General features: G+C 32.6%; 22 protein-coding genes and 3 pseudogenes. 8 read left to right on the forward strand and 17 right to left on the reverse strand.

Going from position 1 to position 25,820, the window contains the following annotated elements; genetic code table 11:
• Positions 1-164: 164 nt before the first annotated feature.
• On the reverse strand, positions 165-1,400 hold the full coding sequence (gene ftsW / locus KA900_RS03755) for a cell division peptidoglycan polymerase FtsW (RefSeq protein ID WP_103373728.1): 1,236 nt from the start codon (positions 1,398-1,400) through the stop codon (positions 165-167).
• A gap of 348 nt (positions 1,401-1,748) precedes the next feature.
• Positions 1,749-2,024: an Fpa/YlaN family protein gene (locus tag KA900_RS03760; RefSeq protein ID WP_096810385.1), complete on the reverse strand. Its 276-nt coding sequence runs from the start codon at positions 2,022-2,024 to the stop codon at positions 1,749-1,751.
• 343 nt (positions 2,025-2,367) lie between these two features.
• Here KA900_RS03760 and KA900_RS03765 point away from each other — a divergent pair, with 343 nt between their 5' ends.
• Entirely contained in the window at positions 2,368-2,850 is a 483-nt protein-coding gene (locus tag KA900_RS03765) for a hypothetical protein (protein ID WP_119487808.1), read from the forward strand.
• 1 nt (position 2,851) lies between these two features.
• Positions 2,852-3,025, forward strand: a complete 174-nt coding sequence (locus KA900_RS03770) for a DUF2197 domain-containing protein (RefSeq protein ID WP_096810387.1) — start codon at positions 2,852-2,854, stop codon at positions 3,023-3,025.
• Positions 3,026-3,892: 867 nt separating this feature from the next.
• On the opposite strand, the gene typA is transcribed toward KA900_RS03770, so the two are convergent.
• A complete protein-coding gene (typA, locus tag KA900_RS03775; protein WP_207606617.1) occupies positions 3,893-5,740 on the reverse strand; it encodes a translational GTPase TypA in 1,848 nt (615 codons plus the stop codon).
• A 100-nt stretch (positions 5,741-5,840) separates the two neighbouring features.
• Here typA and KA900_RS03780 point away from each other — a divergent pair, with 100 nt between their 5' ends.
• Entirely contained in the window at positions 5,841-6,032 is a 192-nt protein-coding gene (locus KA900_RS03780) for a DUF5325 family protein (protein WP_096810389.1), read from the forward strand.
• Positions 6,033-6,233: 201 nt separating this feature from the next.
• Here the strand turns inward: KA900_RS03780 and KA900_RS03785 are convergent, their stop codons facing one another.
• Positions 6,234-7,055 (reverse strand): inositol monophosphatase family protein, encoded by an 822-nt coding sequence (locus tag KA900_RS03785; protein ID WP_107644347.1) that lies wholly within the window; start codon positions 7,053-7,055, stop codon positions 6,234-6,236.
• Positions 7,056-7,306: 251 nt separating this feature from the next.
• Between KA900_RS03785 and KA900_RS03790 the strand changes: the two genes are divergently transcribed.
• Positions 7,307-7,918 carry a YktB family protein gene (locus KA900_RS03790; RefSeq protein ID WP_210139313.1) on the forward strand — a complete coding sequence of 204 codons (612 nt, stop codon included), beginning with the start codon at positions 7,307-7,309 and terminating at the stop codon, positions 7,916-7,918.
• A 100-nt stretch (positions 7,919-8,018) separates the two neighbouring features.
• On the opposite strand, the gene KA900_RS03795 is transcribed toward KA900_RS03790, so the two are convergent.
• Positions 8,019-8,531, reverse strand: a complete 513-nt coding sequence (locus tag KA900_RS03795; protein ID WP_103372888.1) for a DUF4064 domain-containing protein — start codon at positions 8,529-8,531, stop codon at positions 8,019-8,021.
• Between the two features lie 218 nt (positions 8,532-8,749).
• Between KA900_RS03795 and KA900_RS03800 the strand changes: the two genes are divergently transcribed.
• On the forward strand, positions 8,750-10,093 hold the full coding sequence (locus KA900_RS03800; protein ID WP_210139314.1) for an Nramp family divalent metal transporter: 1,344 nt from the start codon (positions 8,750-8,752) through the stop codon (positions 10,091-10,093).
• 43 nt (positions 10,094-10,136) lie between these two features.
• Here KA900_RS03800 and auxB read toward each other — a convergent pair whose 3' ends face one another.
• From auxB to KA900_RS03855, 11 genes and pseudogenes are all read right to left on the reverse strand, one after another.
• On the reverse strand, positions 10,137-11,312 hold the full coding sequence (auxB, locus tag KA900_RS03805) for a lipoteichoic acid stability factor AuxB (RefSeq protein ID WP_096810394.1): 1,176 nt from the start codon (positions 11,310-11,312) through the stop codon (positions 10,137-10,139).
• A 74-nt stretch (positions 11,313-11,386) separates the two neighbouring features.
• A pseudogene (locus KA900_RS03810) lies at positions 11,387-12,453 on the reverse strand (ABC transporter substrate-binding protein).
• Between the two features lie 2 nt (positions 12,454-12,455).
• A pseudogene (locus tag KA900_RS03815) lies at positions 12,456-13,260 on the reverse strand (ABC transporter permease).
• Positions 13,261-13,265: 5 nt separating this feature from the next.
• Positions 13,266-14,069, reverse strand: coding sequence for an ABC transporter permease (locus KA900_RS03820; RefSeq protein ID WP_103372890.1), 804 nt, complete (start codon positions 14,067-14,069; stop codon positions 13,266-13,268).
• Positions 14,056-15,155, reverse strand: a pseudogene (locus tag KA900_RS03825) (ABC transporter ATP-binding protein). The gene KA900_RS03820 and the pseudogene KA900_RS03825 overlap by 14 nt, the downstream one beginning before the upstream one ends.
• A gap of 704 nt (positions 15,156-15,859) precedes the next feature.
• Positions 15,860-16,138, reverse strand: coding sequence for a UPF0223 family protein (locus KA900_RS03830; protein ID WP_115342299.1), 279 nt, complete (start codon positions 16,136-16,138; stop codon positions 15,860-15,862).
• A 251-nt stretch (positions 16,139-16,389) separates the two neighbouring features.
• Positions 16,390-17,796 carry a dihydrolipoyl dehydrogenase gene (lpdA, locus tag KA900_RS03835; RefSeq protein ID WP_096810397.1) on the reverse strand — a complete coding sequence of 469 codons (1,407 nt, stop codon included), beginning with the start codon at positions 17,794-17,796 and terminating at the stop codon, positions 16,390-16,392.
• Between the two features lie 3 nt (positions 17,797-17,799).
• The gene (locus KA900_RS03840) at positions 17,800-19,089 is read right to left on the reverse strand and encodes a dihydrolipoamide acetyltransferase family protein (protein ID WP_115342300.1); all 1,290 of its coding nucleotides are present in this window, start codon (positions 19,087-19,089) and stop codon (positions 17,800-17,802) included.
• Positions 19,090-19,239: 150 nt separating this feature from the next.
• Positions 19,240-20,217, reverse strand: a complete 978-nt coding sequence (locus tag KA900_RS03845) for an alpha-ketoacid dehydrogenase subunit beta (protein ID WP_210139315.1) — start codon at positions 20,215-20,217, stop codon at positions 19,240-19,242.
• 3 nt (positions 20,218-20,220) lie between these two features.
• Positions 20,221-21,333 carry a pyruvate dehydrogenase (acetyl-transferring) E1 component subunit alpha gene (pdhA, locus tag KA900_RS03850; protein WP_096810400.1) on the reverse strand — a complete coding sequence of 371 codons (1,113 nt, stop codon included), beginning with the start codon at positions 21,331-21,333 and terminating at the stop codon, positions 20,221-20,223.
• A 266-nt stretch (positions 21,334-21,599) separates the two neighbouring features.
• Positions 21,600-22,226, reverse strand: coding sequence for a YkyA family protein (locus KA900_RS03855; protein ID WP_096810401.1), 627 nt, complete (start codon positions 22,224-22,226; stop codon positions 21,600-21,602).
• 123 nt (positions 22,227-22,349) lie between these two features.
• On the opposite strand from KA900_RS03855, the gene def reads away from it, so the two are divergent.
• Positions 22,350-22,901, forward strand: a complete 552-nt coding sequence (gene def / locus KA900_RS03860; RefSeq protein ID WP_096810402.1) for a peptide deformylase — start codon at positions 22,350-22,352, stop codon at positions 22,899-22,901.
• A 50-nt stretch (positions 22,902-22,951) separates the two neighbouring features.
• Here the strand turns inward: def and KA900_RS03865 are convergent, their stop codons facing one another.
• Entirely contained in the window at positions 22,952-23,224 is a 273-nt protein-coding gene (locus tag KA900_RS03865; protein ID WP_096810403.1) for a hypothetical protein, read from the reverse strand.
• 487 nt (positions 23,225-23,711) lie between these two features.
• On the opposite strand from KA900_RS03865, the gene KA900_RS03870 reads away from it, so the two are divergent.
• On the forward strand, positions 23,712-23,927 hold the full coding sequence (locus tag KA900_RS03870; RefSeq protein WP_096810404.1) for a DNA-dependent RNA polymerase subunit epsilon: 216 nt from the start codon (positions 23,712-23,714) through the stop codon (positions 23,925-23,927).
• Positions 23,927-25,798 carry a ribonuclease J1 gene (gene rnjA / locus KA900_RS03875; protein ID WP_096810405.1) on the forward strand — a complete coding sequence of 624 codons (1,872 nt, stop codon included), beginning with the start codon at positions 23,927-23,929 and terminating at the stop codon, positions 25,796-25,798. Before KA900_RS03870 ends, rnjA begins: the two co-directional genes overlap by 1 nt.
• Positions 25,799-25,820 lie beyond the last annotated feature (22 nt).

Below are 25,820 nucleotides of genomic sequence, written 5' to 3' on the forward strand. Positions count from 1 at the left end.
ATTATATCATACCAATTACATAACATAAAGTTATCACTGACAATAACTAAACGTTATCATTCATACTATATTCGCTAAGTTTTTCAAAATTAAAATGAGTAAATTGAAAAAAAGCAAACGTTTTCAATCATTTAAGGTTGAAATGTTTGCCTTTATAGCCATCTTTAATATCTACTTGAGATATCAAATTTTTTAGTCTGTTTGCGTTGTTGTTTTCTTTTATACGCGTCCACTTTAATTTGTTTAGCAGTGATTAATAATAATCCCATCGCGATACTCAAACTTATCATGGAAGATCCACCAAAACTAATAAAAGGTAATGGGACCCCTGTTAACGGGATTGTACCTGAAATACCACCTAAATTAACAAAAGTTTGACTTCCTATATAACTTGCGACCCCTACACAAACAAGTTTATAAAAATATGAACTTGTTTTACTTGCGAGTTCAAACGCTCTATAAACAATAAAGAATAACAAGCAGATTACGATAAGCCCGCCAACAAGTCCCAGTTCTTCACAAATTATTGAAAATATAAAATCTGTGTGTGGTTCAGGTAGGTAACCTAATTTCATAATACTATTACCTAAACCACGACCTAACAAGCCTCCATTACCAATTGCTATTAATGAATTAGAAATGTGATACCCTGTGCCTGATTCATTGCTAAATGGGTCTGTCAGTGTACTAAACCGAGCTGTTAAATAATCTGGGACGAGGCCAATGAGTAAAAATAAACCACCAATTAAGACCACACCTGTCGCTATGATTAATCCGTATTTTAATGATTTATGAACCCCAATACCCGCGTAAAATAAAATTGAAAAGAAAATAATTAGTATTAAAAGTGTCTGACCAACGTCGCGTTGTAAAAATACAAGTGCAATACAAATAGCAGCTAAAACAATCGGAGACAGCATCACTTTTGGCTCTTTAAATACCCTTGGTCTTTTCTTTTCTATCATATACGGTATATATATAATTATTGCGATTTTTAATAATTCTGAAGCCTGTAAGTTCATAAAGCCTAAATTAAGCCAACTTTTTGAACCATTAATATTACTTCCTACTAATAACGTGGCTAGTAGTAATAAAATAATGCCTAACATCATCCATTTCTGAAACCTAATTGTTTCTAACAATTTAACATTCATCACGAAGGCCATAAAAAACACGAGAATGATACTCATGATTACGTACATCAACTGCCTAGTATAAAAATAAGTCCCTGCTACTGAAACGCCACCAGTTAAAGATCCTTTTGTAGCTGCCACCATACTTGCACTATATACCATGACTAAGCCAATGAGACATAACAATAAATATGTAATTACTAATGGATAATCAATATATTTAGCATTTTTACCAATATATCGAAAAAATTTTTTTATGTTATTCATTTGACATATCATCCAATTCTATTTTTTATTCTTTACAAGCTAATAAAAATTTCTTTCAATACTTCAACTATTACAAATGGGTGTTATTTATAAATTTAATTGTACTTGAACATTATATCAAATAACACAAGCATATTTCGAACAAATGTAACGCAATATTTCATATTTTGAAATCATCATTTTAGCTCATTTAATATCAAACAAAAAAGCGGCTACGATACAATCAATAAAATATTGATATCTTAGCCACTCCAAATCATTTATGTAGTTTTATTTCACTACTTTATTTTTTATAAGGTTCTATTTACTAAAAATAAATTAAGTCTTTACTAAATATATTTATTCCAATTAAACGTTAGTGAATGCTTCATGCAATTTAGATAATTCTTTCTCTAAACGAAGCATTAAATCTTTGCCCGCTTCTCTGTCAACTAACCCAAGTTCTACAGCAAAATCTACTTCTTTTTGCAAACCAAACATTTGAGTATCCAGAACTTCTTCATATAATGGGCACTGAGGTAATGTTAGATTATCCATTTGAACTTTAATCAATTGAAGAATCCTATCCGCATCTTTATTTAATTGGTCATATGCCGCACTATTTAATTTTTGACTCTTTACCATGACATATTCCCCCTATCAATAGTAACTTTATATGTAAAAGTTTATCTTACTGATAAATAAAAAGCAAGAGAATTCAGTAATATACTAATCATAGTTATTTGTGATAAAATTATAACCAGCGATATATTTAAACCAGTTATATATTTAATTTAAAAACGAAGTACATAAAACATTGTGACATAAGCCTTTAATACAATTTTTCAACTTTTAATTTTTGATTTGTAAAAATTAAACTTAGCTGTTCATTGATTTTAAATTCACAAAAATGTCATTTTTAGGCATGTACATACTTTTTGTAGTATCGTTTATTTAAAAATATTTAAAATGCATTAGGAGTGGGATTATGATTCAAATTAAGGGTGAAGTTAAATTTCCGATCACTTTAGATAGTACGACTTGGATTTTTGACGATAGAAAAGTTCAATTAGAAGATTTAGAAAGCGGCGTATTTGATGGCACAAAACCAATCAATTTCAATGATAATCGTGAATGGAACCGCGCTATTCTCGAAGGACAAACAAATCCACCAACGCTAAATTCAGAAATAAAATACAGAAAAAGAGCTGTTTTAGAAAATTCATTTGTAATTAATATGGCACCATTTTTTAAAAACGCGGAACCGTATGATAACGCAACAGCAATTCGTTTATTTAATGATAAAGATTCAATTGAAGTACCGATGGAATTATTACCGTATCTTTTTTTCCAATTTGCGCGTGATGGCAAAAGACTTTACGACGATAACTTTGTAGATAGTTTTGTTTATATTCCAGAACAAGGTTATTCATATGAGTTTAAGTATGTTACTCATATTGAGGTGATTTAAGTTGATTAAAGTTCAATGTATTATTTGTGATACCGAGGTATTTATTGATCGAAATACATTAGAAGCTAAAAGGTTAAGAAATGATCCAATGCATACATTTATGTGCGATGAATGTAAAAGTCGACTAGATACACCGAAACAAAGAAATCAAGAAACGACTTTCGATCATCGTTAAACTATACCGACGCTATGTGTTGCTTAATTTTATTATTGCCTTTTTAAAAGTAGATTAATGAAGCTGGGATATAAATCCCACAATGCAGCCCCAAAAAATGCTTGACTTAGGGATCTTTTTGGGGCTCATTTTATATTTTTATTTCGTATCGTTTTGCTCGCTTGTCTCAGAGATGTCCTAGACCTATAATCTCAACACACATGCTATCCCTATCGGCGTGTTGTTACCAATACTATGATTCAAATTATATATAATTGTCATAGATTTTTTATTGATGGTATTAAAGTAGTAGCTAACGTTAATAGATATACAATCGGAAAATTATAATTTAAAATATTTCAATTCTCAAATCAATCAAAATCTTTCAGAATTAGAAGTTAAAAATGCTTCAGTCAACGAACTAAGGATATAGAACCAGCTTTTAGAGTTAGTAGTGCTATTTGGCGTTTCACTCGAATACCAGTTCGAGAAATAAATAAGGTCCAATGAGAATACCATTTTATCTTAATAGTGCTAAATAAAAACATAGTAGTCCAACGAGCTACAAAAATTCACAACAACAAAGAAAACGTCAATTTCTATATAATTTCAGTAGAAACTGGCGTTTTACGCTTTATCCGAGATGTTTATGCTCCAGAATTGTAATACTCAAAATCAGCACGATTTAAATACAAAAAATGTCCCTTCATTTTAAAATGAAGGGACATTTTTTGTACACATATACTATATCACAAACTCTAATTAATTCTATATTATAAGAAACTTTTGAGTCGAACTGTCTCAAATATAAAAACAGGATTAGAACAAAACACTAAAATCTTTTAAGAATTATAGGTTTCTGTTCCGCTTCTGTCTTCAATATAATTATTAGTCTTCTTCTTGCATTAATTGTTTGATGCGTTTAGCTTCTTTCTCACGAGCTGATTTTTCTAATATTGTTTTTCTAATACGGATCGTTTGAGGAGTAACCTCTACTAATTCATCATCATTAATAAATTGTAACGCTTCTTCTAAAGTTAATTTTCTTGGTCGTTTCATTGTTACTGTTTGGTCTTTTGTAGCTGAACGTACGTTAGTTTGATGTTTTTCTTTTGTGATATTAACTGTTAAATCATTCTCACGGTTATGCTCACCAACAATCATACCTTCGTATACTTCAGTTCCTGGTTCCATAAAGTTTGTACCGCGATCTTCTAAGCCCATAATTGCGTATGCACTAGCTTGACCTTTATCCATAGAAACAAGCGCACCATTTCTTCTGCCGCCAATACGTCCTTTAACACGAGGTTTGAACTCTTCAAATGTATGGTTAATAATACCATAGCCATGTGTTTGTGACATAAATTCAGTTGTATAACCAATTAAGCCACGAGCTGGAACCATGAAAATAATACGCGTTAAACCATTGTCAGTCGTAACCATATCTAGCATTTCACCTTTACGTTGACCTAATGATTCGATAACTGCACCAGTGTATTCTTGTGGTACTTCGCATTGTACACGCTCAAATGGTTCACATTGGACGCCATCAATCTCTCTCAAGATAACTTGAGGTTTAGAAACTTGTAATTCATAACCTTCACGTCTCATATTTTCAATTAAAATTGATAAGTGTAATTCACCACGTCCTGCGACAATCCATCTATCTGGTGATTCAGTTTGTGTTACTTTTAATGACACGTCTGTTTCTAATTGTTCATCTAAACGTTCTTGGATTTGACGAGATGTTACAAAATCACCTTCACGCCCAGCAAATGGTGAATTATTAACTTTAAATGTCATTTCTAATGTTGGCTCATCAATTCTAAGTACTGGTAATGCTTCTTGATGATCAGAAGGCGTCACTGTTTCGCCTACGTTAATATCTTCCATGCCTGAAACAGCTATTAAATCTCCAGCATGTGCTTCTTCAATTTCTTCGCGTTTCAATCCGAAATAACCAAAGATTTTAGATACTCTGAAATTCTTCACAGAGCCGTCTAATTTTAATAAAGATACACTATCACCAACACGCATCGTTCCTCTGAACACACGTCCTACACCGATACGTCCAACATAATCATTATAATCCAACAATGCAATTTGGAATTGTAATGGTTCATCTCTGTTATCAATAGGTGCAGGTATATAGTCAATAATTGTTTCATAAAGTGATTGCATATTCTCATCTTGTTTTTCAGAATCTAAACTTGCTGTACCGTTAACAGCTGACGCATAAACAACGGGGAAATCTAATTGTTCATCATTAGCTTCTAATTCGATAAATAAATCTAATACTTCATCTACTACACCTTCTGGTCTAGCTTCTGGTTTATCAATTTTATTTACCACAACTACAGGTTTTAAATTTTGTTCAAGTGCTTTCTTCAATACGAAACGTGTTTGTGGCATTGTACCTTCATAAGCATCTACTACTAAGATTACGCCGTCAACCATTTTCATGATACGTTCCACTTCTCCACCGAAGTCAGCGTGTCCTGGTGTATCTAAAATGTTGATTCTGTTATCTTTATAATTAATTGCTGTATTTTTAGCAAGAATTGTGATGCCTCGTTCTCTTTCTATGTCGTTAGAATCCATTGCTCTTTCATCAACATGCTCGTTCTCACGGAAAATTCCTGATTGTTTTAATAATTCATCTACTAATGTTGTTTTACCATGGTCAACGTGAGCGATGATGGCTATATTGCGAACATCTTCTCTTAAATTAGTCATTTTATACTATTTCCTTTCTCGAGTAAATTCCCACTTTTCTTTGCAACTTTTTTATTATATCATATAATTGATTAAAGAAAACTATAAAGGTGTGGTCGGGATGCAACAAAAAAAATCTAAATCAATATTTTGGGTACTCGCTATAATTGCTATCGTATTTTTACTATTATTTAGCTTTAGTATCGCTGCTACAAATGTTCCAATGATGATTTTAACATTTATACTGTTCATTGCAACATTTGGTTGCGGTTTCACATTAAAAAAGAAATATCGTGAAAATAATTGGCTATAGTTGCCCAAACAAATAACGTGTTTTATAGGGAGTGGGATAGAAATTATACTTTTACGGAATGATTTCGTGGCCCTATCCCGGCAAGCATGACTAGAAAAAAGTGTGCAAGCGCTAAAGTTCTTGTATCAGCACTACTAGCTATTGTTGTTCATATGATATTCGAGGCTGAAACATCAATGATGTTATCAGCCTTTTTTATTTTCATTTGTTATTTTTTAAGCGTTGTTGCAAGGCCTCTATTATTTCATTATTTTTTTGAAAATGAAATTCTAACAGTTCTGCATGTAATTGTGGATTTGCCATTACTATTGAGCTCGGTTCATAAATAGACAGTGCGTTCCCCATTAAATCAGTTCCTATACCACCAACCTCTTGCAATATAATTAACCCTCCAGCGAAATCCCAAGGTTGTAACCTGGGGGTAATATAACCACCTAACTTGCCTGTAGCGACACAAATAATTTCTAAAGCTGCAGAACCATATGCTCTCACACTTCTTGACTCCTCTACAATTGGTTTGAACATTTCTTCTAATCTTGGTTTTGTAAGCCAATTTGGGTTAAGTCCTATTACACTAGTGTTTAAAGGACTGGATTCAATACACGGTAATAAATTACCATTTTCATAAGCGCCTTCGCCTACTTTCGCGTGATATAGCACATCGTTCATCACGTCAAATACAAAACCTGCATATGGCTTCCCGTCATTAAATACACCGATAGAAATCGCAAAATTTTCCTTTTGATGCACAAAATTCAACGTCCCATCAATCGGATCAATGACCCATACAACGCCTGATTCATCTTTAAGATTATGGCCATGCCCTTCTTCACCAATTACTAGATGCTCTGGATAGGTTTGCATAACATTGTCAAAAATATATTTTTCTGTAGCTTTATCAACATTTGTTACGAGATCATTAGGATTAGACTTAGTTTCAATTTCTATATCTTGTTTCATGATTTTTTTTACATTGATGCCTGCTTCTAATATAAGGCCTTTTGCAAACTCATAAACAGTCATTGTTTCCATCTCCTTTTTAGCGAATCATTATACCTTAATATGTGGTTAAAAAGATATAGAAGTATATATTAAAATAAATAATTATATGTAATCTTATGCTAGTTCATAATACTATTTTTTTACCCTAATTCATAGGTTTGTACACGTGATACGCATTTTATATAAATATTACAATCCAAGCCAAACGCAATGTTTAACGTGCTACGTTATGCTACAATACAATCGAATAAATAAATAACAGGAGGCTAAATATGACTAAATATACATTTACAACACAAGATTTTAAAGCATTTGCAGTTGACGGCTTAAATGCAAGAATGGAAGCATTAAATGAACATATTCGACCACAGTTGAACGAACTTGGTGAATATTTTTCCCAATATTTAGAGACAGCAACAGGTGAAATATTCTATCCACACGTTGCAAAACATGCGAGAAGAAGCGTTAACCCGCCAAAAGATACTTGGGTTGCTTTTGCTACAAATAATCGTGGTTATAAAATGATCCCCCATTTTCAAATCGGTCTTTTTGAAAATCAACTTTTTGTTATGTATGGTGTGATGCATGAAGCAAAAGATAAAGCACAGCGTGTAAAAGTATTTGAAGAACAATTCGATACACTTAAAAATTTGCCTACTGATTATAGTTTGAGTTTAGACCATATGTCTCAAGAAAAAACATACATAAAAGATATGTCAGATGAGGCTATACAAAGCGCCATTAATCGTGTCAAAAAAGTTAAAAAGGGTGAATTATTTGTTGCACGCACACTTACACCTAATGCAAGAGAATTAAAAAGCGATAAAGCCTTTTTAAACTTTCTTGAAGAAACTTTTGAACAATTATTAAAATTCTATCAATAAAACTATAATATAAAACCAGGTTGAGACCTTTATTTCTATCTCAACCTGGTTTTATACTGGAGTCATTTAAACGTATATCCTTTTGTTACCAAAGGGTATTTTAGTATATATATGGATCATCCTCTTTTTTCTTTTTTAATTCATCTTCCGGGTTCATGTCACTGTTCTGACGCTGTTGAATATCTTTATCATTATTTCTCTGTTGCTCTTGATAACTTGCATGGTTATATTGTTGTTTCTTTTTATCTTTTTTGACTAATAACATAATACCCGCAATCATCCAAAGTATAAGTGCAATAAAATTACCTGTAAAAATACTAACTAAAGCAGCAGCAACTAAAAGACATCCTGCTAAAATCCTATTGCCTTTAATTGTGAAGACACCTAAGAATCCTAGAATCGTTGCAAATAATAAAAATCCACCTTGCATTATTATTGAAGCTTTAAGCGCATCTGCAGATACTGACATGCCTTGTTGTTGATATATTTGATTTAAAGCTTCTTTAGATTCTGGGAAATTTAATAAAATTAGCCCTAAAATCATAATTACTAAAAATAATAAACTAAGACCATTTGCAATCCAAGCAAGGATTTTTTCAGCTTTCCGATTCATACTTTTCCTCCTAATATTTCATTAATACCATCATAGCAAATTTTTTAAAATTTAAAAATCACAAAGTATCATCCCTTAATTACCAAAATATTAATTTTTGAATATAAAGTTAAAAACAGTAAAATTTGGGACAAAAAACCTTTTATTTTAGGTTGACCTAATAAAAAATTCGGAGTAACCTATAAAATATTAATTGTGAATATAGGAGGTGTCTTTTAATGTCTAAAAATATTAAAATGCACAATAAAAGTTTAGAAGAAATCAACAATACGCTTTCTATCAATACTAATGGCAAATTTAGCCAAAAATTATTATCTTATTTAGGGCCAGGTCTATTAGTGGCTGTTGGGTATATGGATCCAGGAAATTGGATCACTTCAATGCAAGGCGGTGCTCAATTTGGATACATTTTGCTATTCGTAATTTTACTCTCTAGCCTATCAGCCATGTTACTTCAAAGTATGACAGTAAGATTAGGAATAGCAACAGGTATGGACTTAGCACAAGCAACAAAATACTACTTGAATAAACCACTATCTTTTGTATTTTGGATTATTGCTGAGCTAGCAATTATTGCAACCGATATTGCTGAAGTTATTGGTAGTGCGATAGCGTTAGATTTATTATTTGGAATCCCTTTACTCGTTGGTGCACTCATCACTGTACTAGATGTATTTTTATTACTCTTTATTATGCGTTTTGGTTTCAGAAAAATTGAAGCTATTGTCGGTACTTTAATTTTCACTGTATTAGTTATATTTATATTTGAAGTATTTATTGCTTCTCCTCATGTAAGTGAAGCTTTAAACGGTTTTTTACCAAGTAAAACAATCATTACTGATAACGGCGCTTTATTTATTGCGCTTGGTATTATTGGAGCTACAATCATGCCACATAATTTATATCTACATTCTTCAATTGTGCAGTCAAGAATGTATGATAGAAATAATTTGAAATCTAAGGCTCATGCAATTAAATACGCTACAATGGATTCAAACATTCAACTTTCAATAGCATTTGTTATTAATTGTTTATTATTAGTTTTAGGCGCAGCTTTATTTTATGGTGTTAACAGTGATCAATTAGGTGGTTTTTATGATTTGTATCAAGCCTTGCAAAATCAACCTATATTAGGGGCTTCTATGGGCGCAATTATGAGCACGTTATTTGCAGTTGCATTACTTGCTTCTGGTCAAAATTCTACAATTACTGGGACAATGGCAGGACAAATTGTAATGGAAGGGTTTTTACACTTAAAAATTCCAAACTGGTTGCGTCGACTTGTAACACGTCTAATTGCAATTTTACCAATCATATTCTGTATCGTTATTTTCAAGAGTGACGAAGGTAAAATAGAGCAATTGCTTATATTCTCACAAGTATTTTTAAGTTTAGCTTTACCCTTCTCTTTAATACCATTACAGTTAGCTACAAATAATCGCTATCTAATGGGACAGTTTAAAAATAAAATGTGGATTAACACAATTTCTTGGTTATTAATTATTATTTTAAGTATTTTAAATATTTATTTAATAATTGAAACTTTCCAAGAATTAGGATAAAAAAGGCCGAGTGCACAATATAATTTGCACTCGGTCGTTTTTGTTACTTTTCATTTTCTGAATTTGTTTCTTCAGATTGCTCATTTTTATCTGACGACTTATTTTGATCATTTATATCTTTTTCTTCAGATTGTTGAGTTGTGATTTTTTTTCGCTCTTCAAAATTCATTCTTCGTTGATTCACCGCACTCGGTTGTTGCTTACGTCTTTCCTTTTCACGCTGTTTACGTTCTTTCTTTTCTTGTTTGATTCTAGCTTTTTCCTCTGCCTTCTCTTGTTTCAATCTAGCAGCTTCTTCTGCTTGTTCTTGTTTAAGACGTTGTTGTTCTTCATATGCTTCTTGTTTGCGCTGTTGTTCTTTTTCGAATGCTTCTTGTCTATATCTAGCTTCTTCTTCAGATTGTTGGTTAGCAAAATCTTGCGCCTCATTATCGTCTTGAGCATTTTCTTCTATATTATTTGGTTGTTTTTTAGATTTATAATTATATTTCGCTTGTCTTGATAATACTTGAGGTTCTTCATCTGTTGCATTTACATCCGCATTTACTTTATCTGCAACTTCAGAACTGTACCCACCTCTTCTTAATTGATGTTCATCATCTGATGGTCGTTCTACGTCAGAAGTTTCTTGTTGTACATTGTATTGTGGATTTGGTTGAGATTTTGGTTGTGGTTCTGGATCTGGTTGTGGTTCTTGCTCATATCTTTGGTCATTATAACCGCCTTGGAAACCACCAGTATAATACGTTGGTATGGTTTCTACTTTCTCTTTACGTGCAAACATCATGATTGCTACTATTAAAAAGAGAATTGGTATAATTAATGGCACGAACAATAGTACTAAAGGCAATGTTACAATCATAGCTATTAAAAATAAGAAACCAGATAAAATTCTGATATTCATTGAAATTAACGCTAAAAATGATATTAATAAGCAAACAATAAAGTATACAATAACAGCCCATATCCCATTTTGTAACCAAATGACAAATTGAATTGTATTTAATCCATTATTCGTTAATATTTGTTGAATAAAATCATTACCATTTAATGATGTTTCTAAATTTTGAATAGAGCTTTCACTACTAAAAGAGACTAATGCAATAAACATTGTTACTATAGTTAATAAAAGTAGGAATATCCAGCTCAACCAACCCAATACTTTTTCTGCTAGTCGACTCACTGGACGCCTAACTTGAGTATATTGTTCTCCTGACATTTCTATACAACTCCTTATACTACTTATCAAACTATTATATCGAATAAACGATAAAATAACTACTATACTACGTTTTAATTTAACGACATTTTAAAATTTAAAAACCGCTCATTATACTCACTTAATGTATCTTTACCCAAATTTTTATAAATTTCTAAATGGCTTTGTACAGATTTTGAGGGATAAAATCGTTCATCATTTTTTATATAGTTTGGCAATTGATCTCTTGATGATTTATTTGGCGTGGCGTAGGCTACCCATTCTGTATTTTGTTTACTATTTTGTGTATTAAGTATAAAATTAATGAATTGATGTGCGCCTGCTTTGTTTTGTGCAGTTTTAGGGATAACCATGTTATCAAACCATAAATTGGGCCCTTCTTTTGGAACAATATAGTCAAAATCACTATTATTTTGTATGATAGATGCTGCTACACCGCTCCATACCACTGCTATATTTGCCTCGTGCTGTTCAAGCATCATCGAAATTTCATCGCCTACAACACCTCTCACATTAGGGCTTAAAACCTTCAAGTCATTCTCTGCCTTTTTTAAATGTTGGGTTTGTGTATCATTTAAACTGTAACCTAATTTATTTAAACTTAAACCAATAATTTCTCTAGCACCATCAATTAACAATATGTCATTTTTATATTTTGTATGATACAAACTTTTCCATGAACTAAAATCGTCATCGGGGTAAACATCTTTATTATACAAAATGCCGACCGTTCCAAAAAAGTATGGAATTGAATAACGATTACCTTTGTCAAATGGCATATTCATATAATCTTTATCTAAATTTTTTATATTGGGTATTTTCTCATGATTTAACGGTAATAACAAATTTTCATTTTTTGTACTGTATATTCGCTGGGAAAAGCAACATCATAGTGGGTACCACCATTACGAATTTTTGCTTCCATCGCTTCATTAGAATCAAAAGTCTCATATACCACTTTTATCCCTGTTTCTTTTTGAAAATTTTTAATTAATTTAGGATCAATGTACTCTCCCCAGTTATATACATAAATTTTTTTACCTGTACCCGATTGGTTTTTGGCAGTAAATTTTTGGCTTAAAAAAAGACACAATAATCCAATAGCAACGGATAATATGATTAATTGTAAAAACCGTTTCATTGCTACATCACCTGTTTCAATTGCTTATTGCGTTTAAATAATTTTCTCATTATAAAGTAGCCTAATATACCTGATATAATTGTTATAAAGAGCATCGTGGATATCGCATTGATTTCCATACTTATACCTTTCCGAGCCATAGCATAAACGTCTACTGACAATACGCTAAATCCATTTCCTGTAACAAAAAAATTACTGTAAAATCATCTATTGAATAAGTTAATGCCATGAAAAAACCGCCAATTATTGAAGGAAATAAATATGGTAACATCACTTTATTTAAAACTTGGAAATCACTTGCTCCAAGATCTCGTGCTGCATCTAATATATAAACATTCATTTCATGTAATTTAGGTAATACAATAATAACCACAATAGGAATACAAAAAGCAATATGAGATACTAACACCGTTATAAAGCCTAGCCCCAACCCTGTAAAATGACCTATTGCTGTAAACATAATTAAAAAAGAAGCGCCAATAACAACATCTGAAGATACCATTAATACATTATTTAAAGTTAACAATGATATTTTTAATTTTTTGTTACGTAAATGGTACAACGCAATAGCACCCATTGTTCCAATCATAGTGGCAACTGAAGCTGCTAATAATGCAACTGCTACCGTATTAAATATAACTGCCATGAGTCTTTCATTTTTAAATAGAGACTGGTAATGCGCTAATGTAAATTGATCAAAATGGATCATATCGCCTGCTGAATTAAATGAATAAATCATTAAAATAATATTGGAATATACAACACTGTGATTAACATACCGATATATAATTTGCCATACCATTTCATATGATTCATCCTTTTACAATTGTATTTTTTGTATTAGTTATAATTAAGACAAATGCCATAAAGAGAATCAGAAACAATGCTATCGTTGACCCCATGCCATAATTTTGAATAACTAAGAATTGTTCCTCAATAGCTGTACCCATATTAATCACTTTATTACCTGCAATTAATCTTGTAATCATAAATAGTGAAAGCGCAGGGATAAAAGTAACTTGGACACCCGTTAATACACCTCGTTTCGTCAAAGGAGCAATCACTTTTCTAAATATTATTAACCGACTAGCACCGAGATCACTTGAAGCTTGTAACAAGTTGTTAGGAATGTCTTTCATACTATTAAAGATAGGTAGAATCATAAATGGAATGTAAATATAACTGGCAACGATTAAAAAAGCAGGCACAGTAAATAATAGTTCCAATTTAGGCAAGTGCAAACCATATAATATTCGGTTGATAATACCATCATGACTGAACAAACCAATAAATGCATAGGTCTTCAGTAGTAAATTAATCCAAGTAGGTATAATTAGGATAAGCAACCAAAGACTTTGATATTTAGATATTCGAATGAAATAAGCTGCTGGATAACTAATGCATAAAGTCATTATTGTGATCGCCGTAGCATACATGATAGAATCCCAAATCATTCTAAAATATTTTGTGGTCATGATTTGTTTATAATTATCTAAATTGAAATGACCATGAATATCAATCATTGAAAAGTAGATAAGCAGAATCACAGGAATAACAACAAAAAGAAGCATCCACAATATATATGGTATAAATAAATAACCATTAATTTTGCGCATTGTTACCATCCTCATAACTTTCAATTCGTTTTTCAAATGCTTCTTCAGTCTCACCAGGTACCATGATATGAATGGCTTCAGGTTCGAAGTATAAACTTACTTTACTGCCAACCTCAGCTTTTTTAGTAGAATGAATCAGCCATTCATAGCCTTTTTTATCAACACAATTCATCTCATAGTGGACGCCCCTAAATAACATAGAATCGACAGTGACTTCAAATAACCCATGATTAGGCGGTTCCAAAGATATGTCTTCTGGACGAATGATGACATCGACTTGTTGTTGTGTAGGGATGCCTTTATCAATACAATTGAATACTTGTCCGTAAATATCTACCACAAAATCTTCAACCATTGTTCCTTTTACGATATTAGATTCTCCAATAAAGTCAGCAACAAATCGATTCACTGGTTCATCGTAAATATCTATAGGCGATCCAAATTGTTGTATTTTTCCATCTTTCATTACAAAAATATAATCACTCAATGCTAATGCTTCTTCTTGATCATGTGTGACAAATATAAAAGTAATACCTAACCTTGATTGTATATCCCTTAATTCATATTGCATCTCAGTTCTTAACTTTAAATCTAATGCAGACAACGATTCATCTAGAAGTAAAATCTCAGGCTCATTCACTATAGCCCGGGCGATTGCAATACGTTGTTTTGTCCACCACTCATGCCGTCAACCATTCTATTTTCAAACCCAGTTAATTTCACTAATTTTAAAGCTTCTTGCACTTTAGCCTTAATTACTTGTTTGCTTAGCTTTTTAATTTTTAAAACAAATGCGATATTATCAAAAACATTTAAGTGTGGGAATAACGCGTAATCTTGAAAAACAGTATTTACTTTTCTCTTGTTAGCAGGAATGTGATTAATCGTTTTACCTTGGTATATGATTTCACCACTATCAAATTGTTCAAAGCCTACGATAAGTTTAAGTATTGTAGTTTTCCCGTAACCAGAAGGCCCTAATAATGTGTAAAAATGACCAGAGTCGATATTCAAATCTATATCATTTAAAACTTGGGATTCTTCATAGGATTTACTAACGGATTGGAATGTTAATAAGGGGGTCATACTTTATCCTCCTATAAATATAATACTGTTGTAATAGCTATCATTTTTACGTACCTTGACACCATATTTTTTAATTTATGTATTTAGTTTGACTTGATTTAAATTATAATAAGTCTCTTTCTTCAGCATATCGATTATCACGCCTATCCAATAAAAATAACGCTTTGCCTTAGAGACAAAAATTCAATGTACCAGAATCAGAGGTACCAAAATTTTATATAAAGTATTAGGTTTCAAAGTAACTAATAGCGCCTCTGTTTAAAACCATTTGGTTGTGCGGCTTCAATTTAATTGATCATCTCTTCTCAAGTTTTTCATAATGAATTTTATACCTCTTTTATGTCTCACTTTTTAAACACTAGGTTTTTAAAATTTTAGTATGTATTGTACTAAAACTTATAATATATTAAAAAATTTTTCCATATTGGTAGTGCACATTCACTTTCAATACTGAAAAACGTTTGATAAATTAAATTTTCTACGATTTTTTCTTGAACGCACTGTTTTACCCTTCTTAGACTTTTGAGTTTTCCCTTATATTCTTAATGACAAATCAATTAATTTATTCATATTTATTATCGTTTACAATCTATTTTGACACACACACTTTAAATTACTTCAAAAAAGGCTATACTTTATTTACTTTTATTAAACGTTTTTTAGCGCTTAATAAAAATATCAAAGTATAGCCTGTATGACAACAATTATTTTTCTTTTGAACTGAAATATTTTTGGTTAGGCGATGTTTGAACGGACTTTACTGCTTGATAACTATTATAACCACTTTGTTTTTCAAATGTTTTTAAAATTTGTTTTTCTTCAGCCTTGCTTGGGACAATATTTTTAAATTGCTGATAACGATTTAAAAGGTCTTCGCCTTCAACTTGCGATTCGTAATACTTCTCTATTGCATTAAAAAAAGCCACCACCTGCAACATTTCTTCATTAGACCAATCAAGGTCTAAGGGGTATGAATACTCCATATACTAACCCACCTTTATGTTACCTATTATATGCCGAATTTTTAAGATTTAATTTAAAAAAGGACGGAACAGAAACCAAATTTAAGAAATTGATTTCATATGCCCGCCCCTACAAAGATGCTATATTGCTTAAAAGTGCACATTAAATTATTTAAAATGAATCATCTACTATGATATGCCGATTTCTAAATAAGTTGAAATGGAAACAATTAATCACTAGCACTTTGTCTTTTATATAAAAATTGCTTTAATTACATAGTATGAACTGGTAATCCTAAAGCTTTCTCAGCAGCTTCCATAGACATTTCACCTAATGTTGGGTGCGCATGTACAGTTAATGCTAAGTCTTCTGCGTTCATACCAGCTTCAATTGCTAAACCTAACTCAGAGATAATATCAGAAGCGCCAGTACCAACTACTTGAGCACCTACTAATGTATTATCTTCTTTAAGTGTTATTAATTTAACAAAACCGGTTGTGTCATCTAATGATAATGCACGGCCGTTAGCTGCATAAGGGAATTTAGAAGCAGTAACTTCTAATCCTTCTTCTTTAGCTTGTGCTTCAGTATAACCTACTTGTGCAAGTTCTGGTTCAGTGAAACATACAGCTGGCATACCGATGTAATCAACTTCAGATGCTTCACCGGAAATAACTTCAGCAGCTACTTTCGCTTCATAACTAGCTTTATGTGCTAATGGTAATCCAGGAACGATATCACCAATTGCAAAGATATTTTCAGCAGAAGTACGGCTTTGTTTATCTACTTCTAATAATCCACGATCAGCAAATTTAAGACCAATTTCTTCTAAACCTAACTCATCAGTGTTTGGACGACGACCAACAGTTACCAGTACATAGTCTGCATCGATTGTTTGTTCTTCGCCTTTAACTTCATATGTTACTTTAACGCCATCGTCAGTTTCTTCAGCAGATTTTGCCATCGCTTCAGTTACAATTTCAACGCCTTTTTCTTTCATACCTTTTTTAACAGGTTGCGTCATTTGTTTTTCAAAGCCACCTAGTATGTCTTTTGCACCTTCTAAAATCGTAACTTCTGAACCAAAGTTAGCAAAAGCAGTACCTAATTCAGAACCAATATAACCGCCACCAACGACAACTAATTTACCAGGAACTTCTTGTAAATTTAAAGCGCCAGTTGAATCGATTACGCGGTTACCGAATTTGAAGTTAGGGATTTCAATTGGTCTAGAACCAGTTGCAATAATCGCGTTTTTAAAGTTATAAGTTTGAGCACTTTTTTCGTCCATAACGCGTAAGCTGTTATTATCTACAAAATAAGCTTCACCTTTAACGATTTCTACTTTATTACCTTTTAATAGTCCTTCAACACCACCAGTTAATTTTTTAACAACTGATTGCTTGAATTCTTGAACTTTATCAAATTTAAGTGAAACACTTTCAGCAATAACACCTAAATCTTCAGAGTTTTGAGTTTCATTATAACGGTGAGATGCATGTAATAATGCTTTTGATGGGATACAACCAACGTTAAGACATACGCCACCTAATTCGCCTTTTTCAACGATTGTTACTTTCTGACCTAATTGAGCTGCGCGAATTGCTGCAACATATCCTCCAGGTCCGGCTCCGATTACAATAGTATCTGTTTCAATTGGGAAATCTCCAACTACCATGTTTTACCCCTCCATTAATAATAATTCTGGATTATTTAATAAACGTTTGATATGGTTCATAGCATTTTGTCCAGTCGCACCATCAATTTGTCTATGGTCAAAGCTTAATGATAATGATAATACTGGAGCAGCTATAATTTCTCCGTCTTTAACAATAGGTTTTTGGGCAATACGACCAATACCTAAGATAGCAACTTCTGGGTGATTTATAACAGGAGTGAACCATTGACCACCAGCTGAACCAATATTACTAATTGTACAAGTCGCATCTTTCATTTCATCTGAAGTCAATTTACCATCACGTGCTTTCACAGCTAATTCATTAATTTCATCTGAAATTTGGAACATAGATTTACGGTCAGCATGTTTAACAACAGGTACTAATAAGCCTCTGTCAGTATCAGCTGCAATACCGATATTCCAATAATGTTTTTGTACAATTTCGCCAGCTTCTTCATTGAATTCTGTGTTAAGTGCTGGGTATTTTTTAAGTGCAGAAACAAGTGCTTTCACTACATATGGTAAGAAAGTTAATTTAGTACCTTGCTCAGCCGCAACTTCTTTGAATTTTTTACGGTGATCCCATAATTCTTGAACATCGATTTCATCCATTAAAGTCACGTGAGGCGCAGTGTGTTTAGAATTAACCATTGCTTTAGCAATTGCTTTACGCATTGCAGGAATTTTTTCAGTTGTTTCTGGGAATTCTCCTTCAGTAGCAACTGGTGCTGATTGTGCAGAACTAGCTGTAGTTTCTTCAGTAGCTTCTGATGTACTTTCAGCTGAAGCTGTACTTGTCTCTCCATTTAAGTACGCATCAATGTCTTCTTTAGTTGTGCGACCATTTTTACCAGAAGCTACAACTGCTTTAATATTAACACCATTTTCACGTGCATATTTACGTACTGAAGGCATTGCTTTAACGCGTTTATTTTCATCTACATCTTCATCATTTGATGATTGAGCAGGTGCTTCAGTTTTTTCTTCTTTTTCAGATTCTGATTCGCTTGCAGATTCATCACTGTCGCTACCTTTAAATTCCATATCTTCTGCATCAGGCGCGTCGATTTTAACGATTGTGTCACCCACAACTGCTACAGTACCTTCATCTACTAGTACTTCTTCAATTGTTCCTGAAACAGGTGATGGGATTTCTACTACTGATTTGTCATTTTGTACTTCAGCTAAAACATCATCTTCTTCGATGTTATCTCCAGCTTTAACAAACCATTTTACAATTTCACCTTCGTGGATACCTTCACCAATATCGGGTAGTTTAAATTCAAATGCCACGTTATTATCCTCCTAAAAAGTTCATATTTAGTCACAAATGATAAAATGAGAGTTGAATTTATTATTCACTATCTCATGCTTTCTTTTAATAAAAACAAATGAAGTTGGGATAACATTGTGACAGATATCCCAAACTTTTTTATTTATAAATTAGAATTCTAATGTTGCTTTTGCTTTTTCAATGATATCATTTTTGTTTGGTAACCAAACGTTTTCAGCTTGAGTAAACGGATAAACCGTATCAGCAGCTGCTACACGCGCAATTGGTGCCTCTAATGAAAGAATAGCACGTTCAGCTAATTCTGAAGCAACTGTTGCACCAACACCAGCTTGACGTTGCGCTTCTTGAACAACAACTGCGCGACCAGTTTTCTCAACTGAAGCAACAAGCGTTTCTATATCAATAGGTTGCACCGTACGTAAATCGATAACTTCTACTGAATAGCCTTCTTTTTCTAATTCTTCTGCAGCTTTTAATGCTTCTTGTACCATTGCACCATAAGCGATTAAAGTAAGATCATTACCTTCTTGTTTAACGTTAGCTTTGCCGATTTCAACTGTATATTCTTCCTCTGGGACTTCTTCACGGAATGAACGATATAATTTCATATGTTCTAAATATACAACTGGATCGTTACTTCTAATTGCAGAAATTAATAAACCTTTAGCGTCATAAGGGTTAGATGGAATAACTACATTTAAACCTGGTGATTGAGCTAAAATACCTTCTAAATTATCTGCGTGTAATTCTGGTGTATGCACGCCGCCACCAAATGGCGCACGAATTGTTACTGGTGCTTGTTTTGAGTTACCAGAACGGAAACGTGTACGTGCGATTTGACCTGCAACAGAGTCAAATGCTTCAAATACGAATCCTAAGAATTGGATTTCCATAACTGGACGATAGCCTTGTGTAGTTAAACCTAAAGCTAAACCACCGATTCCAGATTCTGCTAACGGTGTATCAAACACACGGTCTTCACCGAATTCTTTTTGTAATCCTTCAGTTACACGGAATACACCACCGTTAACGCCGACGTCTTCACCGAAAAGTAAGACATTTTCATCATTTTGTAATTCGGTTTTAAGCGCGTTATTAATCGCTTGAACCATTGTCATTTGTGCCATCGGTTACTTCGACTCCTTCTCTTTATAGATTTCATATTGTTCTGCTAAATGTTGAGGCATTGCTTCATACATATTTTCCATCAAGTCTGTAACTTTTTGTTTTTCTGTATTGTCCGCTTCTTTAATAGCAGTTTTAATTTCAGCTTTCGCACGATCGATTACTTCGTTTTCTTTCTCTTCAGTCCATAGACCTTTACCTTCAAGATATTTTCTGAAACGAACTAATGGATCTTTTTTCTCCCATTCAGAATCTTCATCTGAAGTTCTATATTTCGTTGGGTCGTCACCAGCCATTGTATGCGGGCCATAACGATAAGTGATTGTTTCAATTAGCGTTGGTCCCTCACCGTTCACAGCACGGTCACGCGCTTCTTTAGTTGCTTGATACACTGCTAATGCATCCATACCGTCCACTTGGAGTCCTGGAATACCAACTGAAATCGCTTTTTGTGCTAAAGTTTCAGCAGCTGTTTGTTTACTACGTGGTGTAGAAATCGCATAGTTATTGTTTTGGATTACAAAGATTGCAGGCGCTTTGTAAGCAGAAGCAAAGTTGATACCTTCATAGAAATCACCTTGTGACGAACCACCATCACCAGTGTATGTGATTGCTACAGCTTGCTTGCCGCGTTTTTTAAGTCCTAGTGCAACACCAGCCGTTTGTACATATTGAGCACCGATAATAATTTGTGGGCTTAATGCATTAACACCTTCAGGCATTCTATTCCCTTTAAAGTGACCTCTAGAGAATAGGAACGCTTCAGTTAATGGTAAACCTTGCCAAATTAATTGTGGTACATCACGATAACCTGGTAAGATAAAGTCTTCTTGTTCTAAAGCATATTGAGAAGCTAATTGAGAAGCTTCTTGTCCAGCTGTAGGAGCATAGAAACCTAATCTACCTTGTCTATTTAGTGAAATAGAACGTTGGTCAAGGATACGTGTCCAAACCATTCTTTCCATTAATTCTACTAATTGCTCGTCTGATAAATCTGGTACTAGATCTTTATTAACGACATTACCGTCTTCATCCAAAATTTGGATCATTTCAAATTGAGATTCAGTATCTTTCAATACTTTCTCTGCATCGAATTGGGCTTTCAATTTCGGAGCCATTCAATTCACCATACCTTTCCCGTATAATAGAAATTCATTTTATCCTTTCATATTGTACCACAAAACTATTCCGCTGTTAAACAAATAAGAAAAGTTCTGTAGTACTATAAACCGGTACAGTTTTTAATCTGTACTACTAATTTTCGTCATGCTGTACTACCTGTATTTTTAAAATATGGGTTGTAATATCCCTTAAAAATGTAAGCGCCCTCATTTATTATGCTATAGTTAAATAAGCAAAATTTCAAATTTATAGCACTATAGATTTAATTTAAATTATCTACGTCCTGTTTTTCTTTATTTACTTTTTCCATTGCGTCTTTGTATTTATTAAATGATTTATCCATATCTTTATATGATTTGGATACTGCTTCCGTTTTTTGATTCATTTCTTCTTGATTTGCTTGGTCTCCAGCCCCATATTCAAATAAATCTTTTTCTTTGCTCATAATGTTTTTATATGACTTAGCATAATCGTCGTGTGCTTTATATTTATCCTTTAATGCATCATTTAATTCTTTCACTTCTTTTTTCTTATCTTTATCACTGATATTATCTAAATGCTTTTGTGCCTTTTTAAATTCTTTTTCTGAATTATCTAAAGCTTGTTCTTCTTTTTCAAATGCTTCTTGTCTATCTTTAACGTTACCTACAATTTTTTGAGAAGTTTCTTTCGCCTCTTGTTGATCTTTTCCATTTATTTCTTCAACTAATTTTTGTTTTTCTTGTTCAAGATCGTTAAGTTTTTTTCCTACAGAAGAAACTGGTTTTTCTTTATCAAAAGCTTGTTGTATTTTTTCGTTGTAATCTTTTATTTCGTCTTTATCAGTTGTACATCCAGCTACAAGTACTGTTGAAGCAAGTAATGCACCTATACCGAGTTTTAATTTCATTTTTGAGTAATCCTCCTTTTCCGTGTGTTATATTATATAATGAATTTTAATAAATCAAATTTATCACTGTATTTCAACTAGTAATCTTTGGTATATTTTATATTAAGGAAGGTGTATGAACAAATGTTAACAATGAAAGATATTATTCGCGATGGTCACCCTACACTTCGTGAAAAAGCTAAAGAAGTCGAAGTTCCTTTATCAAATGAAGATAAAGAAACCTTAAAATCTATGAGAGAATTTCTAATCAATAGTCAAGATGAAGAAACAGCTAATAAATATGGTTTACGTTCTGGCGTCGGGTTAGCAGCACCACAAATTAATGTATCTAAAAAAATGATTGCTGTGTATTTACCTGATGACGGAGAAGGTAAAAGTTATGACTTAATGTTAGTAAACCCTAAAATCATGAGCCACAGTATTCAAGAAGCATACTTACCAACTGGAGAAGGTTGCTTAAGTGTAGATGAAAACATCCCCGGGCTCGTTCATCGTAAATTTAGAATCACAGTTAAAGCTAAAGATATAGACGGCAATGATATAAAATTACGTTTAAAAGGCTATCCAGCTGTTGTCGTACAACACGAAATTGACCATATTAATGGTATCATGTTTTATGATCATATTGACCCCAATCATCCGCTGCAACCACATGAAGATGCAGTAGAAGTATAAAAAAGAACTGTTAGTAAATGTGTTAATCCACATGCTTACTAACAGTTTTTTTACATAAAGTCGTCTCTTCTCTCATGAAATGAAATATTTAATGCTGTTAATTCTTTTTTCAATGTATTCAGTTCTTGAATATCAATGAATTCAGGGTCATGGTTATGTTTTAGATAATTTTGGTCTTCATTTACTGTATCGATAATTTCATTATAATTAAAAAACATAATAACTTGTTCTGCACGCACTTCAAATGTAATATCTTGAAATACTTTGTCAGTTCGTTGTTTCTCATTCTTGATATCTTCTAAAATACGTTTTACTTTGTCCATAGCAATCACCTTCACCTAATATCTATGTTTCTTTCTATATTAAACACTTTGCAATTATGTATCACCCTTTCATCATAATTAATTTTCACCATTGACTCAAGCTTTATGATAGATAGCTTTTAAATTTAAATACATCTAATTAAAACGACTTTCTTGGACTTCGTATTAACTTAATTACTTTATGTAATATAATAAGTACCCTTAAAATAAAACTGCTTTATTTATTCGACTACATCATGTAAAATGAGAAATAACTGAAAACATACAAAATAGTGAAATTTGTATTTTTCTAATCGAACGAATTTAAAATGACCCTAGAAACATACTGGGCGTATGCTCGTATGTTCTCTTTATATATATGAACGTAGTTTCAATTCACTGTTTTGAGTGACTTTATTTTTATTTAATATTAAGAAACTCACAAAAAATATACAATCCAGGGTTTATATAAATAATTTAAACAAAAACTTAGGAGGAAATAGATATAATGGCAGTATATAAAGTATTTTTTCAACATAACAAAGATGAAGTAGTTGTAAGAGAACACACACAAACGATTTATGTTGAAGCACAATCAGAAGAACAAGTAAGAAGATATTTGAAAGATCGTAATTACAATATCGAGTTTATCACTAAACTTGAGGGCGCACATTTAGAATACGAAAAACAATCAGATCACTTTAATGTGGAGCAAGCAGAATAATGAAACAAATTCACAAAAATGAAGTTGCGGTTTATGCTCTCGGTGGCTTGGGTGAAATAGGTAAAAACACTTACGCTGTAGAGTATCAGGATGAAATCGTAATCATTGATGCAGGTATTAAATTCCCTGATGATAACTTATTAGGTATTGATTATGTTATCCCTGATATTACTTATTTAGAACAAAACCAAGATAAAATTGTCGGACTGTTTATCACTCATGGCCACGAAGACCATATAGGTGGTGTGCCCTACCTATTAAAACAAATTAATGTACCTATATATGGTGGACCATTAGCTTTAGGCTTAATTAGAAATAAACTGGAAGAACATCATTTGTTAAGAACCACTGAACTTATTGAAATTGAAGAGAGCAGTGTTATTAAATCTAAACATTTTGAAGTTTCTTTCTATCTAACAACGCATAGTATCCCGGAATCGTATGGTGTGATTGTTAACACACCAGAAGGTAATATCGTTCATACTGGTGACTTCAAATTTGATTTTACTCCCGTTGGAGAGCCTGCTAATATGGCGAAAATGGCAAAACTTGGAGAAGAAGGTGTGCTTTGCTTACTTTCAGATTCCACAAATTCACTCGTTCCAGATTTCACATTAAGTGAACGTGAAGTTGGTCAGAACGTTGAAAAAATATTCCGTAATTGTAGTGGTAGAATCATATTTGCTACTTTTGCGTCAAATATTTATCGTGTTCAACAAGCCGTCGAAGCTGCAATTAAATACAATCGTAAAATTGTGACATTTGGGCGTTCAATGGAAAATAATATCAAAATTGGTATGGAGTTAGGCTATATCAAAGCGCCACCTGAAACATTTATCGAACCTAATAAAATTAATAGTGTACCTAAACACGAGCTACTCATTCTATGTACAGGTTCACAAGGTGAACCAATGGCTGCGTTATCAAGAATTGCTAATGGAACACATAAGCAAATTAAAATTATTCCTGAAGATACAGTGGTGTTTAGTTCTTCACCTATTCCAGGTAATACCAAAAGTATCAACCGCACGATAAACGCATTGTATCGTGCTGGTGCTGAAGTTATTCATAATAAGGTATCAAACATTCACACATCTGGTCACGGATCTAAAGGCGATCAACAACTTATGTTACGTTTATTACGTCCAAAATTCTTCCTTCCCATTCATGGTGAGTACCGTATGTTAAAAGCGCATGGTCAATCAGGTATAGAATGTGGCGTTGACCCAGACAATGTGTTTATCTTTGATATTGGAGATGTATTAGCTTTAACGCACAACTCTGCTAGGAAAGCTGGAAGAATCCCTTCTGGAAATGTCTTAGTAGATGGTAGTGGTATTGGAGATATCGGAAATGTGGTTATCCGCGATCGTAAATTATTGTCTGAAGAAGGTTTAGTCATCGTAGTTGTTAGCATAGACTTTAAGACAAATAAACTTTTATCTGGTCCGGATATTATCTCTCGTGGTTTTGTTTATATGCGCGAATCTGGACAATTAATTTATGATGCGCAACGAAAAATAAAAACAGATGTCATTACTAAATTAAACCAAAATCCAGAAATTCAGTGGCATCAAATTAAGTCATCTATTATAGAGACATTACAACCGTATTTATTTGAAAAAACGGCTCGTAAACCTATGATTCTACCCGTAATCATGAAGGTAAACGAAGGTAATTCACCCTCTTCAACTAAAAAAACACAAAATAAACCTAACAATAAAAAGGATAAATCAAAAAAGAACAACACGAAACCTCAAAATAAACATACAAATCCTAAACCGAACAACAAAGATAATAAAAAGCCAAATCAGAAATCAAAATCAAAAAAAGATGATAACAAAGCCAATCAATCAACTGAGTCAAATTAAAATAAAAGCACACGGTTAANNT

The organism is Staphylococcus sp. GDY8P120P, from assembly GCF_017892065.1.
Taxonomy (GTDB): domain Bacteria; phylum Bacillota; class Bacilli; order Staphylococcales; family Staphylococcaceae; genus Staphylococcus; species Staphylococcus nepalensis.